This is a genomic window from Anabaena catenula FACHB-362 (genome assembly GCF_014698735.1).
Lineage (GTDB): Bacteria > Cyanobacteriota > Cyanobacteriia > Cyanobacteriales > Nostocaceae > Anabaena > Anabaena variabilis_A.
Genome location: NZ_JACJTQ010000002.1, coordinates 100,378 through 117,793, shown reverse-complemented (window position 1 = coordinate 117,793; position 17,416 = coordinate 100,378). Strand labels below are relative to the sequence as shown.

Below are 17,416 nucleotides of genomic sequence, written 5' to 3'. Positions count from 1 at the left end.
GCTGCCAACTTTCTGCATAGGAATTTCCAGAAGACTAATTTTAGAGTATTGTGTAAAAAAGCCCTTGATTTTGGCTGAGTCAATCGGTAATACTCAGTCATATCTAATGGGAATTAGATTTTATGAATAAATGAACCAATCAAGATGAAATATTGGCAGGAAACGATAGCTGTTACTCAACGCATTTTAATTGAACTATTGCGCCGTAGACGCAGCTTAATTTTTTGGAGTATTTTCCCAATTTCCATATTAATTCTCAATGGATTTATTTTGGCAGAACGGGCAAAATTAACAATGGCTGTGGCTTTTGAAAATGCCGCACCTTCAACCTTGGTAGGTGCAGCACTGTTTTTTAGTTGTTTGGGTGGGAGTGTGGCTACTGTAGTTGCAGAACGAGAACAACAAACTCTCAAACGTCTGTTTATTTCTCCCTTAAGTGGCACATCTTATTTTTTGGGAATTTTTCTCGCTCATAGCTGCATTGGCATTGGACAAACAATTTTAGTTTATGCTATTGCTGCTTTTTGGGGTGCGACATTTAAAGGTTCAATTTTATTAGGAATCATCATAATTTTATTGAGTATCATTGCTTATGTTGGGTTAGGCTTTATTTTAGGTACACAATTAGCTCGCCGCATTGAAGATGTTAATGCTTTAGTCGCAGCTTTTGGAGTACCGCTATTAATTTTAGGTGGCGCTTTTTTACCAACTTCCTTATTTCCCAAAACTTTATTAGATATTGCTCAATATAATCCAATTTATCATATGAATGAAGCTCTTTTAGGAGTTTCTGCTAATGGAGATAGGATGACTGAAATTACAGCACATTTTTGGTTTTTATTCGTATTTGCAATGGTGATGTTAGCCAGTGGATGGTTATCTTATCGACGAATGTTGATAGTAGAAAGAAGGCTTTAAGCAATTCACCATTTTTTTATCCATTACTTGCAGGAAAAACGCAGCTATGAAAAATATCATCGCTCAGACAATCAAAGAAGACCTACACAAAGCTTTAGGGCAATTAGATAGATTTGAGTCCTGTGCATTGCTGAACTATCCAGATCACCTCAATTTAGGAGATCATTTAATCTGGCTGGGGACTGTAATTTACCTAACTGATGTCTTAAAAACAAAAATTAATTACGCCTCTAGTATTGCAGATTTTTCACCAACAGTAATGGAAGAAAAAATTGGTAAATCTCCCATATTTCTGCACGGAGGAGGTAATTTAGGAGACCTTTGGCCTACTCATCAAAAGTTTCGAGAGCAGATTATTGCTAAGTATCAAGATCGCCCAATTATTATTCTCCCACAAAGTATTTTCTTTAGCAATTTAGATAATCTTAAAAAAACCGCAGATATATTTAATTCCCATCCTAATTTAACTATATTTGTCCGTGATGATCGTAGCTATACAATTGCCGAAGAATCTTTTGATAAATGCCGAGTTATTAAATCACCTGACATGGCTTTTCAATTACTAAATTTACCAGCTTTATCCCCTAGTGTTAGCCCTAAGCAATCAATTCTCTTTCTCTGTAGAACAGACAAAGAATTAAATCAGGGATTTTCGGTAGATAATGTTAAAATTCCTAATTTAGTGGTACAAGATTGGGCTTCATGTAAATGGGTGCTAGGAGTTCGTCACAGAGGTATAAAACGTTTTGTTACCCAAATGGTAAGAGAAGTTTGGCAACGCGGTTTGATGACTCCAGTTGAGTGGATATATCGGCAGAAATGGCAATATATTTATTCTAATACTGATAAATTTAATCAAATGTATAATCCTTCTATGCACAAACTTTTATGGAGTTTTATGTACAGTGGGATTTATCAATTTCAGCAACATCAACTAGTGATTACCAATCGTTTGCATGGACATATTCTTTGTATTCTGTTAGGCATTCCCCATGTTTTTCTACCTAATGCTTATTATAAGAATGAATCTTTTTATGAAGCATGGACAAAAGATATCCCATTTTGTCGATTTGTTAAAGATACTACTCAAATTGAATCTGCGGTACAAGAACTATTAAAATAATTCGTAATAGTGCCTACGGCAGGCTACCGCCAACGTAATTCGTAATAGTGCTTACAGTCCCGCTAAGGATACGTAATTCGTAATAAATATTCCCGCCCACCTACTTACTATCAGTGTCACCATTGAAAATCCTCAGCCAGATGCACTTCTGTGGATAAAATTTTCCTGGGTTTATTATCAATATCAATTAGTAATTAAGAATCGTTTTTTCCAATGATAAAAAGGACTCAGAGAAAGACTTATAAGCAGTTCCATTTCTCCATTTATCACAACATCTGTTTTTAAATAATTTCTGTTTTTCATATAAAAAATAATTGCTGCTTTGAAATCATTAACCATATAGATAAGACTCATAATAGGTCTTTGCCAAGGTTGATAATTCAGCATTCGGAAATAATATCGACATAAACCATTTTGATGAAAGAATTTTCTTAAATACTCCTGTTGAAATCGTGATTTAGGAATCAAATGATCTAATTCCATTTCAGCATTAAACCACAATTTCCAACCTTTTTGCCACAGATAATGTAACATCTCTAAATCTTCACTTGTTTGGGGCAATAAGGGAATTGCTGGGATGCTTTCTAGCCAAGCTTTTTTACGAATAACTATTCCCGCACCGGGGGGAAACATTCTTTTTTTAGTTGATGGATATTTTTCGTTATAGCAATAATTTTTATTCCCTTCTATAAGAGCAAAAAATCTAGCTATTCTTTCAAATCCTGGAGGAGGTTCGACTTCAAATTTTCCATGAATTTGTCCTCCAAAAGCACCTGCATCTGCATGAATTTGACCAAATTTATAAGCGGCTGCTACCCAGTTAGGATAGGGTAAATTGTCATCATCTAAAAATCCAATTAAATCACTTTGTGCTTCTCGGATAGCACATCTTCGAGCAAAAGCGAGTCCTTGTTCTGCTTCAAAATAATATTTCAGAGAATAGGTTTCAGTCCAATTAGATAAATAGTCTTTTACTACCTCAGCAGTCTTATCAGTGCTATTGTTATCGATAATGAAAATTTCCCAAGCAAGTTCCTCTGTTCCAATTTGCGATCGCAATTTTTCTAAGACATCTAGTACACGTTTTTCCCCATTGTAGGTACAGATAGCTACTGTAAAATCTACCATAGAAGCTTTTCCCTATGAACTTTGTGAGTTAATATCGGTGAATGAAATGCCTGCTGTAAGCCTAGCTATAGCTCATGTCTAAAGTACTGTAAAAACTCAGTTATCTGCGTAATCGCTCTAATTGTATCGCCACCAATGGGATTTGACAAATTAAATCTACCATTAGGCATAATACGCTCTATAAAACTGGACAACTTTATCCAAAATTCTCTCTACACTACAGAAAATATTGTGCATTTTCGCAGTTGAAAATAGCGATTTATTGCCAAAATTTACAATCAAATCGCAAAAACGCAACGTTTGTCTAATTTTGTCTTTTTTTTTACCCCAACCCAGGAATTAATTTTTACTCATATATTGTTAATTTTGACACATTTTTAATCCTTGATTACATAAGCTATTATTGACCAAAGCTGTAAATACTATCTTGCTGCTATATGAAACTCAGCTTGTGCATGATTGTTAAAAACGAAGAAACTGCCTTGCCAAAGTGCCTGAGTAGTGTTAAAAATGTTGTCGATGAAATTGTAGTCTTGGATACAGGATCAACTGATCAAACACCCCACATTGCCCAACAATTCGGGGCCAAGTTACATCATTTTGAATGGTGCAATAACTTTAGTAAAGCTCGCAATGAAGCTTTGAAATACGTCACAGGCGATTGGGTTTTAGTATTAGATGCTGATGAAAGCCTGACACCGGAAATTGTGCCGCAGCTAAAAGCAGCAATTAATATAGAAGAATATCTATTAATTAATCTGGTGCGTCAAGAAGTTGGAGCAACACAATCACCTTATTCTCTGGTTTCTCGACTGTTTCGCAACCATCCAGATATATGTTTTGATCGCCCTTATCATGCGTTGGTTGATGATAGCATTACCGCTATTTTAGCTCAAGAACCCAATTGGCAAATTGGTTATTTACCAGGAGTAGCAATTCTGCACGCGGGATATCAAAAAGCTGTAATTAACCAGCAGAATAAGTATACTAAAGCGGCAGCAGCAATGGAAGAATTTTTTGCAGCTAATCCTGATGATGCTTATGTTTGCAGTAAATTGGGGGCTTTGTATGTAGAAATGGGGAAAATTAAGGAGGGGATGGAGTTATTAACTAGAGGTTTAAAGCAGGTGCTTGGGAATCAAAATTACACAGGTAAAAACCGCCCACGCGGATTTAAAGATTTTCAATCTCAGCGAGGTAGGAATATTATTTATGAAAACATGAATGCCAATGAAATAAATTATGATATTTTGTATGAATTACATTATCACTTAGGAATTGCTAATACACATTTAAAAAATGTAAATCAGGCTATTTCCCATTATCAAGCTGCTGTTAAATTGCCTATTTATCCTCTGTTGAAGTTAGGAGGATATAATAATCTGGGTAATTTGTTGAAAGGGGCTGGAGATTTACAAGGTGCGAAAAATGCTTATGAAACGGCTTTAAATATTGACCCTGAGTTTGTTTTTGGTCATTACAATTTGGGGATGGTAAATAAAGCAATGGGTTTATTTGCTGAAGCTATTGATGCCTATAACCAAGCTATCCTGTTAAATCCTGACTATGCGGAAGCTTATCAAAATTTAGGAGTAGTGCTGTTAAAGGTGGGCGATGTTAAGACTAGTTTAGCAGCTTTTGAAAGTGCGATCGCTCTCCATGAGCTACAAAACCCTCAAGAAGCGCAACGTCTGCGTCAAGGTTTGCAAGAAATGGGAATAATTCGTAATTCGTAATTCGTAATAGTGCCTACGGTCCCGCTAGGGATACGTAATTCGTAATTCGTAATTTTCTCCCCTGTTCCCTATTCCCTGTTAAGAGTTCCCTAACCCATGACGTTTTTCATCCTCAAATACATACTAAAGTCATGGTGACATGAGTGACTTTAGTAACTAGCCAATTCAAAATTCAACTCCTAGGATAGCTGGTGTGAGAAGTCAAACAATCACAAAGTTTGATGTACTCAACCTGAAACAATTTGTTAACAGGAGAATTTTGATGAAAAAATTTATTACTGGTATCATGCTTGCTATACCTTTAGCCATGACTGTTTTACCAGAACCAGCATCAGCACAATATAGAAGACCTGTAGAAGTTGTCCAACGTCGAGTCTTCAACCGCAGACCAGTTCAAGTTATTCAACGTCGTCGAGTCTTCAACCGCAGACCTGTACAAGTTATTCAACGTCGTCGAGTCTGGGTTGCTCCTTATTGGACGCAACAACGTGGACGGAGAGTTCGCGTTCCTGGTCGCTATGAATGGAGAAATTAATTAGGGCTTGCTGAATAAATCTAAAACTTAGATATATCAAGAGTTTGAAGGTTAAAAAGGTGAATCAGGTGCAAGGAATAAGCCTTGGAACTACCAAAAACCTATTACTTGACCAGATTCAAGACTATTCTTCTCTTCTTCTAATTCTTCCTCCTGACTCCTGACTCCTGACTCCTGACTCCTAGCCCTAACCAAAAGACTTTTTCAGCAAGTCCTAATTAGTTAATAATCATTATTTTTTATCTCCCTAACTCACCAGATTAAGGAGGGTTGGGGAGATATAATTTGTCTGTCTCATCATTATGGAGAATTGATGAGATGATTGCTGTTAAATTCGAGAACGCACAAATTTCTCTAATCTATCCATTCCCTTTTCAATAGTCGCCATATCAGTAGCGTAGGAAAGGCGAATATTATTATCAGCGCCGAAAGCCACGCCAGGAATAACTGCAACTTGATGTGCTTCTAATAAAGCGTTGCAAAATTCCAGAGACTTTAAACCAGTTTTGCTGATATCAGGAAACAGGTAAAAAGCACCGTCTGGTTTAGCGGTACTCAAACCGGGGATAGCATTGAGTCTGTCTAACATTACCTGACGACGTTTAGCGAAAGCTTGGCGCATTTCTTCCACACAGTCTTGAGAACCTTCTAAAGCCGCGATCGCACCATATTGAGCAAAAGTACATACATTCGATGTACTATGCCCTTGGATGGTACTTGCGGCTTTAATAATTTCCACAGGCCCTGCTAAATAACCAAGTCGCCACCCTGTCATTGAGTAACCTTTAGCAAACCCGTTACTAATCAAGGTGTGTGCAAAAATTTCCTTACCTAGAGAACCGATGCTGATATGTTCTGCACCGTCATAGAGGATTTTTTCGTAAATTTCATCAGAAACAACATAGATATCTGCATCAACTACTACTTTCGCCAAAGCTTTAATTTCCTCTGGCGTGTACACCATCCCTGTGGGGTTAGATGGAGAGTTGAGGACAAATAACTTAGTTTTTGGGGTAATTGCCTTTTGCAATTGTTCCGGGGTAATTTTATAGCCAGTAGAAGCGTCCGTTTGCACAATTACTGGTTTACCAGCTGCTAAAATCACCATTTCTGGATAACTTAGCCAGTAGGGTGCAGGAATAATGACCTCATCACCCGGATCAATTAACGCCATCATCAAATTGTACAAAGAATGCTTACCACCATTGGTGACAATCACATTCTCTGACTTATAATCAAGACCGTTATCTGTTTTCAGCTTTTGGGCGATCGCTTCCCTTAACTTTGGTTCTCCAGCGGCTGCACCATACTTGGTTTTGCCTTCATCCAAAGCTTTTGCGGCTGCGGCTTTGATATGCGCCGGGGTGTCAAAATCCGGTTCTCCAGCGCTAAAACTACAAACATCTATACCCTCTGCTTTCATGGCCTTAGCTTTAGCTGCGATCGCTAAGGTTATAGAGGGTGTCACCTGACTTACTCTTGCTGCCAGCTTCATTCTACTTTATTCGGCGAATCTCTATCCTATCTAAGGATATCTCAGAACCTCAGTCGAGATTTGCCTTTTCCAAAAACCTTAACTCAAATCAAAATTTTCAACCTCAGCGTTACTCAGCGCTTACCTCAGCGCCCCTCTGCGTTAAAAAAAAGCGATAGCGCCAAGCACCATCGCTCTTCCTACTAACTAAACTGATTAACCACAGCACTTACCAAACTGTGAGTAATCGGTAAACTATCAACCACCATCGCTAAACACAACAGCATCATGTAGGAAATCGAATAAAGGAATAACTCTCTAGCTACAGTTCGATCCTCTGGATTTTGCAACAAGCGCCAAGCCTTGTGAACAAATACCCCCCCCAATGTCAACGCGACAAAGGCATAGACAACACCACTGGCGTGTAAAGGATAGAACAGCAGCACAGTTGCTGTCACGGTAATGACGGTATAGTACCAAATCTGACGTACCGTGGCTTTATCACCGACTACCACCGGTAACATGGGTATTCCCACTTTGGCGTAATCATCACGAATCATCAAAGCCAAAGCCCAGAAATGAGGGGGAGTCCACAAAAACACAATGGCAAAAATTAGCCAAGCAGCCCAGCTTAAAGTATCTGTTACAGCCGCCCAACCAACTAGGGCTGGAATCGCCCCCGCCGCACCACCAATGACAATATTTTGAGTGCTGTGACGTTTTAGCCAGTGGGTATAAACTAAAACGTAAAATACAATCCCAGAAAATGCTAAAAGCGCGGCTAATAAATTGGCAAAGACTGTGAGTAGGGTAAAAGAAGCAACAGCCAGAGCGATCGCAAAAATCAACGCATCGCGGGGCTGTACCCTACCAGAAGGCATAGGACGATGGCGCGTCCGCTCCATATCATAATCTATATCTCGGTCATAGATACAGTTAATAGTCTGAGCGCTGGCAGCAGCCAAAGTACCACCCATCAGGGTTATTAGCAATAGGAAAGGGTCCACTTGTCCCTTGGCAGCAATCCACATACTCCCAGCAGTGGTAATTAATAGCAACGGAATAATGCGTGGCTTAGTTAGCTGGTAGTAACTTTGAATTACTTGTAAAAATGTATCGTGGTGGCGAGAGACATTAGTCTCAATCATGTTGACTCTACTTCCTTTCTCAGTTATCAGTTATCAGGTATCAGTTTTCAGGTATCAGGTATCAGTTATCAATTTCATCCCTTGGGTATAAATCTCCCTATAAGACTGTTGGGAGGCTTTCGTGGCGCTTTTTATCCCTCACATAATTACTGATAACTGCGTACTGTTTACTGAGTAATGATTCCATTTGTTCTGTCACGTAGCCCTAAAACTGTAAACACCACTAAAGTACCCAGCAAAGTAGCACCTACAGCTTGGTGAGTAACGGTTAGCGGCTCAACTTGTAGATGTAAGCGAAAAGTGGCGACTCCCAACAGCAGTTGTAAAATCAATAAGCTCCCAGCCATATTTGCTAATCGGCGCAAAGCTGGGTGTAAGGCTGGAGTGCGCCACGAGATAAATACTATTGCCAAAGTGGCCACCGTAGGTGGTAGCAAACCCACAATATGGCTGTACATAACTCCACAAAGTTGAGAATCACCAAAGCATTGGTGTAGCGCCCAGCGAGAACCTACTACAGCACCTAGTAAACTTTGTAGGTATACCAAAACAGAAGCTGCTAAACCCACCCAAGGCAGCTTTCCAACAGTTCCAGTCCCCTGATATGGGCTAAGTGCCGTACCGATGACTAAGAGAGTAGTGAAAAACAATAGCGCCGTTCCCAAATGGGCGGTAACGATATCAAATCGCAACAATTCGGTGACAGTGAGTCCACCCAAAACGCCTTGGAAGACGATTAAGAACAGGGCGAATGTCGAAGCCCAAGGTAGCCAGTTGGGTAAAACACGACGATGCCACCAGGATAAACCGGCAAGTGCGATCGCGCTAAAACCAATCAAAGCTGCGTCCAATCTGTGAAACCACTCCAAGAACACCTGGAGATTCATTTGCTTGGCTGGCACCAATTCCCCATAGCACAAAGGCCAATCAGGGCAAGCAAGTCCAGCATTCATCACGCGGGTGGCACTGCCTATGGCCATCAAAATCAAGGTGGCTATGCAAATTTTCCACACCAAGCGACGAATTACTTCCTTGGGGCTATTGTGTTGGGCTGCCGCTTCATTTTGTTGTTGTAGGACAAATTCGTTCATCAACGATACCTTCCGCCCGCTTGAGGTAGATATTCTTAAAATTATCTATTTGATCAGAAAAGACCTATCTACACCCTAACCTATGAGCTAGGGTTTAAAGATTGGCTTTCACTTATACTTTGAATCACTTCAGGTACTTTTAGCTGTAAGATTTAGGTATTTTTTAAGATATGAATTAGTGATGAGTGGCAATTAATTAAAATTTCCTAAAGTTTTCCTTAAATTTTGCTAGTAATTGTCATTTTTTTGGGGTGCAATATCACATAAATCGGTTTTACTCAAGATTAATCAACTAATCAAAAAAATTAATAAAGATTTCAGATATTGAGAGTCCATATCTTATAGGCTGCACTACCTTAGTAAGTGAGTGACTTTGAGATAACGTCGTAAATTCCATTTAAGTAAGCCGTGAAAATTCCAAGTTCCATCTGGACATTACTAATTGGCATTGTGCTAACCCTAGCCAGCCTTTGGTACGGTCAAAATCACGGTCTGTTACCTACAGCCGCATCTGATGAAGCCGTCTTAGTAGATGGTCTATTCAACACGATGATGATCGTTTCTACAGGTATATTTTTACTAGTTGAAGGTGTTTTAATCTACGCTGCATTTAAATACCGTCGCCGTGCAGGCGACAATGAAGATGGTCCAGCCATTGAGGGGAATGTGCCTTTAGAAATACTCTGGACGGCGATCCCAGCAATTATTGTCCTCGGTATTTCCATCTATAGTTTTGAAGTGTACAACGATCTCGGCGGCTTTGATCCCCATTCCATCCATGAAGCGCCGATGACTCAGGAAGCAATGACAAGTCCGGGAACTGCAATTGCTGCTACTTTAAGTAATGCACAGACTACACCAGCAAATCTGAGTCCAGAACAATCTCAAACAGCATTGCCCGAAACCCCCATTAAAGAAATGGACAATGCTCACCAAATGTCTCAAATGGAGTATGAAGGTGAAGCACCCTACATCCAAGTTAATATTTCGGGTCTTCAGTACGCCTGGATTTTTACTTACCCAGAGACTGGTGTAACTACAGGGGAAATGCACCTTCCTGTCGGGCGGCAAGTACGAATCAATATGACGGCTAATGATGTGATTCATGCCTTCTGGGTTCCAGAGTTCCGCCTCAAACAAGATGCCATCCCAGGTAGACAAAGCGAGTTTCGCTTTACACCAAAAAAATCAGGTGACTATACTCTCATCTGTGCTGAACTTTGTGGACCATATCACGGTGCCATGCGATCGCCCATAGTTGTTGAGTCCGAGGAAGCATTTAACAACTGGATGCAAGAGCAACTTGTAGCTAGTAAAGAAACCCTAAATCAAGCCGTGGCCATGAAGCCAGCGGATTTATCTCCAGATCAATTTCTCGCTCCTTACACCAAAGACATGGGAATTCACTCAGAAATTCTCCATCAAGTTCACCATTAATCAATGGTTAGATAGTCGCAGATCACGGCTAATAACTAATGACTAATGACTAATGACTAATTGACCATGACACAAGTACAGTTGCAAGAAACTGCCAAAATCCCTGAGATTGAAGAATTAGGGGAAAGACATTGGCGAGACTTTTTTGGTTTTAGTACCGACCATAAGGTGATTGGCATTCAATACCTAGTCACTTCCTTTGTTTTTTACTGCATTGGCGGTGTGATGGCTGACTTAGTGCGGACAGAACTCCGTACCCCAGAGGTGGATTTTGTCACCCCAGAAGTCTATAACAGTCTGTTTACACTCCACGCCACCATCATGATTTTCCTGTGGATTGTACCAGCAGGGGCGGGTTTTGCTAACTATCTCATTCCCCTGATGATTGGGGCTAGGGATATGGCTTTTCCACGCTTAAATGCGGTGGCATTTTGGATGATTCCCCCAGCGGGTGTGTTACTTATCGCTAGTTTGGCGGTGGGTGATGCACCAGATGCCGGTTGGACTTCCTACCCTCCTTTAAGCTTGGTAACAGGTCAAGTTGGTGAAGCGATTTGGATTGTCAGCGTCCTGCTGTTGGGTACATCTTCGATTTTGGGGGCGATTAACTTTCTCGTCACCATCCTGAAAATGCGTGTTCCCAGCATGGGAATCCATCAAATGCCCTTGTTTTGCTGGTCAATGTTAGCAACTTCGGCGCTGGTATTGATATCTACACCAGTTCTAGCTGGGGCGCTAATTCTGCTTTCCTTTGACTTATTAGCAGGAACAACATTTTTTAACCCCACTGGTGGTGGTGATCCTGTGGTTTACCAGCATATGTTCTGGTTTTATTCTCACCCAGCGGTTTACATTATGATTTTGCCGTTTTTTGGGGCAATTTCAGAAATTCTGCCAGTTCATGCCCGTAAGCCTATTTTTGGTTATAAAGCGATCGCTTATTCATCTCTAGCTATCAGCTTTTTGGGGTTAATCGTCTGGGCGCACCATATGTTTACCAGCGGTATCCCTGGTTGGTTGCGGATGTTTTTTATGATCACGACGATGATCATTGCTGTTCCCACCGGCATCAAAATTTTCGGTTGGTTAGCAACTATTTGGGGTGGCAAAATCAGCCTCAATAGTCCCATGATTTTTGCTATGGGTTTCTTGGGAACCTTTGTGATTGGTGGTATTAGTGGTGTGATGTTGGCATCAGTACCCTTTGATATTCACGTTCATGATACCTATTTTGTCGTCGCCCACTTGCACTACGTTCTCTTTGGTGGTAGCGTACTCGGAATTTTTGCAGCGATTTACCATTGGTTCCCGAAAATGACGGGACGAATGATGAACGAATTTTGGGGTAAGGTTCATGCGGTTTTGACCATTGTTGGTCTCAATATGACTTTTTTACCCATGCACAAACTGGGGATGATGGGTATGAATCGCCGCATTGCCCAATATGACCCCAAATTCACTTCTTTGAATGAAATCTGTACTTACGGGTCTTATATCTTAGCGATTTCGACTTTACCATTTATTATCAATGCGATTTGGAGTTGGTTGTACGGACCAAAAGCGGCTAATAATCCTTGGCGCGCACTCACCCTAGAGTGGATGACAACTTCACCACCAGCAATTGAGAATTTTGAAAAACTACCAGTTTTGGTTACAGGCCCTTATGACTACGGCGTGAAAGAGAAAAAAGTTGATGTCAATCAAGTATTAAGCGCCAAACCTGACGAACCATATCCAACTATTGAGTCTGGTGTGTAAATGAGGAGGAAGGTGACAGGTGACAGGTGACAGGTGACAGTAAGAAGGAAATAGGGAATAGAAAATTACTTCCTCATCCTTCTGCCTCTTACCTCCTGACTTCTACCTCCAATTACCAATTACCAATTACCAATTACCTATTGAGAAATTCATGCAAAGTCAAATAATTGACCCAGCGAAAATTGAACAGAATCATCACCACGCAACCGCAGATTCTCATCACGAAGAACATCCAGACCATCGTCTGTTTGGTCTAGTTATGTTTCTAATTGCGGAAGGGATGATATTTATGGGAATGTTCGGAGCATATTTAGCTTTCCGCGCTACCCTACCTGTATGGCCTCCCGCAGGTACACCAGAGTTAGAACTGCTGTTACCTAGCGTGAATACGGTGATTTTGATCGCCAGCAGTTTTGTCATGCACAATGCTGATACTGCAATCAAAAAAAATGATGGCAAGGGAATGCGTACCTGGTTGGCAATTACTGCGGCTATGGGTGCAATTTTCTTGGTGGGGCAGGTTTATGAATATACCCATCTGGAATTTGGTTTAACTACCAATTTGTTTGCTAGTACGTTTTATGTTTTAACTGGCTTTCACGGTTTACACGTGACTGTAGGAGTTTTAGCAATTTTGGCTGTTTTGTGGCGATCGCGCACTCCCGGTCATTACAGCAATGAAAAGCACTTCGGTATTGAAGCCGCTGAACTGTACTGGCACTTTGTAGACGTAATTTGGATTATTTTGTTCGGATTACTATATCTACTGTAAGTATTTATTTCTTGGTTGTTCACTCCACGCGAATAACTTATAAACCTCCATTTGGGGGTTTTTTTATTGGTTGTGATGAGTGTCAGTATTTGCGGAAATATGTTGATTAATTTTGAATTTATATAGTGTAAAACATTAAAGCTTGAATTAATTATGTCTTTGCCACAGTATAAAAAAGGCGGATATCTAGCAGCAGCTACAGGTAGTTTAATAGGTGCTGTCCTACTGATGTATCCAGGTTATTTTTTAGGTGTGGGTTATGTGAAAATATTTATGCCCAATGCCACTCTAGATGGATTTATACCCCCTTTTCTCAGTTTTATTTTTGGCTGGTGGGTTGGACAAGTATTGGGATGTTGGCTGGCTTTGAGGTTGCTACACTACCGCAGGGCAGCAAGAACAGCTAAATTATTAGCAATAATGACTCCTGTTGGTATATTTTTCTGGATGCTATTTTATGCCGTTGCTATCAACTCTATAGCGATGATTTTTAGTCAGTCACATTCCCTAGTCCATCTACAGTATATAACTATGTCTCTGACTATAGCTTTTGTCGCCATTGCTTTAGCTCTGAAGGCACGGTATTTAGCACAACAAAATACTTTTGAGATGTAGTAATATTACTGAGTTTGCCAAATATTAATTTTTTGATCAAATCCACCACTGGCCAGCATTTTTCCATCGGGACTAAAAGCGATCGCACTCACCCAGTCACTATGACCATCAAGTGTATGTTTTAACTCACCTGTAGTTAAATCCCATAATTTTATGCCATCTTTGCCAGCGCTGGCTAGGGTTTGTCCATCTGGGTTGATTGCGATCTCATTCACCCAATTATCATGTCCTGTGAGGGTTTGGACTTGCACACCGTTATTAACATCCCAAATTTTAATAGTTTTATCCCGGCTAGAAGTAACTAACCTTTCGCCGTTGGGTGTAAAAGCTACAGCAGTCACTATCTGAGAATGTGCTTTTAACTGCTGGATTAATTTACCATTACTCAAATTCCACAATTTTACAACACCCTTACTATCACCACTAGCTAAAGTCTGCCCATCAGGACTAATGGCCAAGGTATAAATTGCATTATCAAAGCTGACTAAGGTAGACAGTGGGCGCTGTTGGGGCAAATCCCACAAGCGAATTCCGTCTAAACCACCGCTAACAAGAACTTTACTATCAGAAGAAGCGACTAAAGATAAAAGTTGTCCCGTATGTTCTGCAAAAGAGCGGCTAAATTCCAGATTTTTGAGATTCCAGAAGTTAATTTTGTAGTCACTACCACAACTGACGAGGGTTTTACCATCTGGTGAAATTAAGACAGCATCGACAGACGCTTGATGCGCTCTGTTAATCGTACCGACTCTTTTGCCATTTCTCAGATTCCATAAGTAAATTATACCCTCGTTTTGTCCGCCACCACTTACCAGAAGTTTACCATTGGGACTAAAAGCTAGAGATTTAACAGTTCCTGTATGTCCGCGTAAGGTATGAAGCAGTCGGGGATTGGCAAAGCTTTTGCTATCTGGTTTGCTATCTGGAGAGTTGGGTATTACTTCGTTAGCCGCCTGAGCAGGATGTATATAAAATTCCTGGCCAATAGAAGTTGCTAAGGCAACAGCTGCCATCAATGCCAAAATCATCTGAGGGCGAATCACAGCACTCCCACCGCTTCTTCCCTTACTCGTCACCTGTTTTCCTCACTTCTTCAATCTAATCAACACTCAGTACTCTGCCATCAATATTCTTTCCTGGGTGGTTTTTTCTTAGAAACCGTCAGCACTGGTAAGGGTGGACTAGAGGAGCGAGAAGGTAAATAATGTTGCGCTACAGGCTCCTCTGGTAAAGGGGGACGCTGTTGCATCCGCCATAACTTAAAGGCCAGGGCTATTCCTGCTGTTCCCAAGCCAAAAGCGAATAATGACCAGCTATCATCCAAGCCACCAATCAGCGCGTCTACGACACCCATTGTGATTAAGGCACTGATTATAGGTTCTTTCCGGTAGGTTGACTTCAAAAAACGAGGTAGTACAGCGTTCATCACAGGTTGCTTGTTTCCCGTTAAATTTTAATGTAAGTTTGATCTACAATACCGCGATCGCAATTTGCTTTTCTCATTTAACGCTATTGGTCATTCTCTTCAAAAAAACTCTCTGCGTCAGAATGTCACTGGGTCAGTCACTGCGCGGTTCCATAATGATAACTATTCAAGTAGACAAGAGATAACCAGCTGGAAGTTCCAACTGGTTAGGACTCTTCTAATTACTAGTTTACTACTGCCAACTCTTGAGTTGCGGCTGGAACTACTTTAAACCGAGCCAAGATAGTACACCTTGATTGGTGAGATATTCAATCAGCATCATCAAGATGAAGCCAATCATGGCCGCCCGACCATTTAAACGTTCGGCATATTCATTAAAGCCAAATTTTGGTTCTTCTAGTTTAGGGGTAACTGTGGGTTGTGTCATTGTCAAAAATTCCTCTCTTCTGGACAGCAAACGAAACTTTACATTTATTTTTCAGCTAATTGCAGAGCTTGATTGCCAAGGTAGCTTGAGAATTTCCACTGCAAGTTCTTGGAGAGAGCGACGCAAATGCTTACTTTACAATTTGTAATTATTCTTTATCTATTGTAAGAAGACTTGGGGATTAGTCAAGATGTTGTGAAAAAAACGACTAACGGTGTGTGAGAGGTAATTTTACTAATTTTACTAATTTTTAATTTTTATTTTGGAATTTTGAATTAGTGAATACGGAAGTAGCGTGATAGATACTGGCAGGCTAAAGTGAAACAAAAAAATATCAGAGGCTGTAAATGGAAATCGGCGTTCCCAAGGAAACGAAAGATCAAGAGTTTCGTGTCGGCTTAAGTCCTTCTAGTGTCCGGGTACTGCGGGAAAATGGACATGATGTTTTTGTTCAGTCCGAAGCTGGTACTGGTGCTGGATTTACAGATGAAGACTATAGTATGGCTGGGGCAGAAATTGTCTCTACACAGGATGCTGTTTGGAATCGGGAGCTAGTTGTTAAGGTTAAAGAACCTCTGGTAAGTGAGTATAAATTTCTGCAAAAAGGACAATTATTATTTACTTATTTGCATTTAGCAGCAGATCGCAAATTAACAGAACATTTAATTGATTGTGGCATTTGTGCGATCGCTTACGAAACTGTAGAACAACCAGGTGCAAATAAACTGCCTCTGCTTACCCCCATGAGCATCATTGCAGGTCGGTTAGCAGTACAATTTGGAGCCAGGTTCCTAGAACGTCAGCAAGGTGGCAAGGGTGTATTGTTGGGGGGTGTTCCTGGTGTCAAACCAGGCAAAGTGGTGATTTTAGGCGGTGGCGTGGTCGGCACAGAAGCAGCTAGAATTGCTGTGGGTATGGGTGCGGCTGTGCAGATTCTCGATGTCAGTGTTGAACGCCTATCTTATTTAGAAACTCTTTTTGGTTCGAGAGTTGAATTACTTTACAGCAATTCTGCTCATATTGAAGCGGCAGTTAAGGAAGCTGATTTACTCATTGGTGCAGTTCTCGTCTTGGGACGGAAAGCGCCAATTTTAGTATCCCGCGAGTTAGTTAAACAAATGCATTCCGGTTCGGTAATTGTGGATGTTGCTGTTGACCAAGGTGGATGTGTAGAAACATTACACCCCACATCCCACACGAATCCAGTATATATTGATGAGGGAGTGGTACATTATGGTGTTCCTAATATGCCAGGGGCAGTACCTTGGACAGCAACCCAAGCACTGAACAACAGTACTTTACCTTATGTTGTGCAGTTGGCTAATTTGGGAATTAAGGCTTTGGATGTGAATCCTGCTTTGGCTAAGGGTTTGAATGTGCAGAATGGTCGTTTGGTACATCCGGCTGTACAAGAGGTTTTCCCTGATTTGGTAAGTTAAGAATCGGCTTTTTGGCGCGGATGGGTGGGTGTAAAATTTAGATGTTGCAAAAAAATAGCTGTATCTCTTGATGGGCTTGGCTTTGCGGCTATTAATGTTGATGAACCATCCGCGCACCTTACGGTGACTGGGTTTCAGCGTTTTTTGTTCTTGACACAATTTCTGGAATGGACTATGATGATCCTATTCGCGCAATCGAACCTTGAAAACCAAATACACAAAGGCTTTCAGCCTCCCGCTATTGCAATTTTCATTACTCCCTATTAGGGATTGAAACATAGTATTAAGACAGATGATGTTATTAAGGCTAATTGCAATTTTCATTACTCCCTATTAGGGATTGAAACATATAAGTAATGCTGGGGAGACTGGAATTAATGATAGTCCCG

At 40.7% G+C, this 17,416-nt stretch carries 16 protein-coding genes and 1 CRISPR repeat array (1 of these 17 cut by a window edge); of the genes, 9 read left to right on the top strand and 7 right to left on the bottom strand.

Translation table 11 applies throughout. The features are described from left to right. The first annotated feature begins 144 nt into the window (after positions 1–144). Together H6G68_RS02475 and H6G68_RS02470 are read left to right on the top strand one after the other, a co-directional pair. Positions 145–918, top strand: a complete 774-nt coding sequence (locus H6G68_RS02475; RefSeq protein ID WP_190905198.1) for an ABC transporter permease — start codon at positions 145–147, stop codon at positions 916–918. A gap of 46 nt (positions 919–964) precedes the next feature. Continuing rightward, positions 965–2,041: a polysaccharide pyruvyl transferase family protein gene (locus tag H6G68_RS02470; RefSeq protein WP_190905197.1), complete on the top strand. Its 1,077-nt coding sequence runs from the start codon at positions 965–967 to the stop codon at positions 2,039–2,041. A gap of 183 nt (positions 2,042–2,224) precedes the next feature. On the opposite strand, the gene hpsE is transcribed toward H6G68_RS02470, so the two are convergent. Then, positions 2,225–3,169, bottom strand: a complete 945-nt coding sequence (hpsE, locus tag H6G68_RS02465; RefSeq protein ID WP_190905196.1) for a hormogonium polysaccharide biosynthesis glycosyltransferase HpsE — start codon at positions 3,167–3,169, stop codon at positions 2,225–2,227. Positions 3,170–3,624: 455 nt separating this feature from the next. On the opposite strand from hpsE, the gene H6G68_RS02460 reads away from it, so the two are divergent. Further along, on the top strand, positions 3,625–4,905 hold the full coding sequence (locus H6G68_RS02460; protein ID WP_242045110.1) for a tetratricopeptide repeat protein: 1,281 nt from the start codon (positions 3,625–3,627) through the stop codon (positions 4,903–4,905). A 262-nt stretch (positions 4,906–5,167) separates the two neighbouring features. Continuing rightward, positions 5,168–5,440, top strand: a complete 273-nt coding sequence (locus H6G68_RS02455; RefSeq protein WP_190905194.1) for a hypothetical protein — start codon at positions 5,168–5,170, stop codon at positions 5,438–5,440. A gap of 328 nt (positions 5,441–5,768) precedes the next feature. On the opposite strand, the gene H6G68_RS02450 is transcribed toward H6G68_RS02455, so the two are convergent. The 3 genes from H6G68_RS02450 to H6G68_RS02440 all read right to left on the bottom strand — a co-directional run bounded on the left by H6G68_RS02450 (position 5,769) and on the right by H6G68_RS02440 (position 9,153). Next, entirely contained in the window at positions 5,769–6,935 is a 1,167-nt protein-coding gene (locus tag H6G68_RS02450) for a pyridoxal phosphate-dependent aminotransferase (RefSeq protein ID WP_190905193.1), read from the bottom strand. A gap of 182 nt (positions 6,936–7,117) precedes the next feature. After that, a complete protein-coding gene (locus H6G68_RS02445; protein ID WP_190905192.1) occupies positions 7,118–8,062 on the bottom strand; it encodes a heme o synthase in 945 nt (314 codons plus the stop codon). Positions 8,063–8,229: 167 nt separating this feature from the next. Beyond that, positions 8,230–9,153: a COX15/CtaA family protein gene (locus H6G68_RS02440; RefSeq protein ID WP_190905191.1), complete on the bottom strand. Its 924-nt coding sequence runs from the start codon at positions 9,151–9,153 to the stop codon at positions 8,230–8,232. Positions 9,154–9,561: 408 nt separating this feature from the next. On the opposite strand from H6G68_RS02440, the gene H6G68_RS02435 reads away from it, so the two are divergent. The 4 genes from H6G68_RS02435 (at position 9,562) to H6G68_RS02420 (ending at position 13,735) form a co-directional block, all read left to right on the top strand. After that, positions 9,562–10,590: a cytochrome c oxidase subunit II transmembrane domain-containing protein gene (locus tag H6G68_RS02435; RefSeq protein WP_190905190.1), complete on the top strand. Its 1,029-nt coding sequence runs from the start codon at positions 9,562–9,564 to the stop codon at positions 10,588–10,590. A 66-nt stretch (positions 10,591–10,656) separates the two neighbouring features. After that, positions 10,657–12,348: a cytochrome c oxidase subunit I gene (gene ctaD / locus H6G68_RS02430; protein WP_190905189.1), complete on the top strand. Its 1,692-nt coding sequence runs from the start codon at positions 10,657–10,659 to the stop codon at positions 12,346–12,348. A 151-nt stretch (positions 12,349–12,499) separates the two neighbouring features. Further along, the gene (locus H6G68_RS02425) at positions 12,500–13,120 is read left to right on the top strand and encodes a cytochrome c oxidase subunit 3 (RefSeq protein ID WP_127056321.1); all 621 of its coding nucleotides are present in this window, start codon (positions 12,500–12,502) and stop codon (positions 13,118–13,120) included. Positions 13,121–13,273: 153 nt separating this feature from the next. After that, a complete protein-coding gene (locus H6G68_RS02420; RefSeq protein WP_190905188.1) occupies positions 13,274–13,735 on the top strand; it encodes a hypothetical protein in 462 nt (153 codons plus the stop codon). A gap of 5 nt (positions 13,736–13,740) precedes the next feature. Here H6G68_RS02420 and H6G68_RS02415 read toward each other — a convergent pair whose 3' ends face one another. From H6G68_RS02415 to H6G68_RS02405, 3 genes are all read right to left on the bottom strand, one after another. Further along, entirely contained in the window at positions 13,741–14,811 is a 1,071-nt protein-coding gene (locus H6G68_RS02415) for a WD40 repeat domain-containing protein (RefSeq protein WP_339327832.1), read from the bottom strand. Positions 14,812–14,858: 47 nt separating this feature from the next. Beyond that, complete coding sequence (locus H6G68_RS02410; protein WP_127056318.1) at positions 14,859–15,161, bottom strand: hypothetical protein; 303 nt, start codon at positions 15,159–15,161, stop codon at positions 14,859–14,861. A gap of 262 nt (positions 15,162–15,423) precedes the next feature. Next, on the bottom strand, positions 15,424–15,588 hold the full coding sequence (locus H6G68_RS02405; protein ID WP_190648489.1) for a hypothetical protein: 165 nt from the start codon (positions 15,586–15,588) through the stop codon (positions 15,424–15,426). Positions 15,589–15,935: 347 nt separating this feature from the next. Between H6G68_RS02405 and ald the strand changes: the two genes are divergently transcribed. After that, the gene (gene ald, locus H6G68_RS02400) at positions 15,936–17,027 is read left to right on the top strand and encodes an alanine dehydrogenase (protein WP_190905187.1); all 1,092 of its coding nucleotides are present in this window, start codon (positions 15,936–15,938) and stop codon (positions 17,025–17,027) included. A gap of 240 nt (positions 17,028–17,267) precedes the next feature. Continuing rightward, a CRISPR array of direct repeats spans positions 17,268–17,416; the repeat unit is 37 nt; unit sequence ATTGCAATTTTCATTACTCCCTATTAGGGATTGAAAC (it continues 3,399 nt past the right edge of the window).

Bases quoted from the DNA above. Each gene is read 5' to 3' on its own strand.
- H6G68_RS02475 (WP_190905198.1), top strand. From the start codon at position 145: ATGAAATATTGGCAGGAAACGATAGCTGTTACTCAACGCATTTTAATT.
- H6G68_RS02470 (WP_190905197.1), top strand. From the start codon at position 965: ATGAAAAATATCATCGCTCAGACAATCAAAGAAGACCTACACAAAGCT.
- hpsE (WP_190905196.1), bottom strand. From the start codon at position 3,169: ATGGTAGATTTTACAGTAGCTATCTGTACCTACAATGGGGAAAAACGT.
- H6G68_RS02460 (WP_242045110.1), top strand. From the start codon at position 3,625: ATGATTGTTAAAAACGAAGAAACTGCCTTGCCAAAGTGCCTGAGTAGT.
- H6G68_RS02455 (WP_190905194.1), top strand. From the start codon at position 5,168: ATGAAAAAATTTATTACTGGTATCATGCTTGCTATACCTTTAGCCATG.
- H6G68_RS02450 (WP_190905193.1), bottom strand. From the start codon at position 6,935: ATGAAGCTGGCAGCAAGAGTAAGTCAGGTGACACCCTCTATAACCTTA.
- H6G68_RS02445 (WP_190905192.1), bottom strand. From the start codon at position 8,062: ATGATTGAGACTAATGTCTCTCGCCACCACGATACATTTTTACAAGTA.
- H6G68_RS02440 (WP_190905191.1), bottom strand. From the start codon at position 9,153: ATGAACGAATTTGTCCTACAACAACAAAATGAAGCGGCAGCCCAACAC.
- ctaD (WP_190905189.1), top strand. From the start codon at position 10,657: ATGACACAAGTACAGTTGCAAGAAACTGCCAAAATCCCTGAGATTGAA.
- H6G68_RS02425 (WP_127056321.1), top strand. From the start codon at position 12,500: ATGCAAAGTCAAATAATTGACCCAGCGAAAATTGAACAGAATCATCAC.
- H6G68_RS02420 (WP_190905188.1), top strand. From the start codon at position 13,274: ATGTCTTTGCCACAGTATAAAAAAGGCGGATATCTAGCAGCAGCTACA.
- H6G68_RS02410 (WP_127056318.1), bottom strand. From the start codon at position 15,161: ATGAACGCTGTACTACCTCGTTTTTTGAAGTCAACCTACCGGAAAGAA.
- H6G68_RS02405 (WP_190648489.1), bottom strand. From the start codon at position 15,588: ATGACACAACCCACAGTTACCCCTAAACTAGAAGAACCAAAATTTGGC.
- ald (WP_190905187.1), top strand. From the start codon at position 15,936: ATGGAAATCGGCGTTCCCAAGGAAACGAAAGATCAAGAGTTTCGTGTC.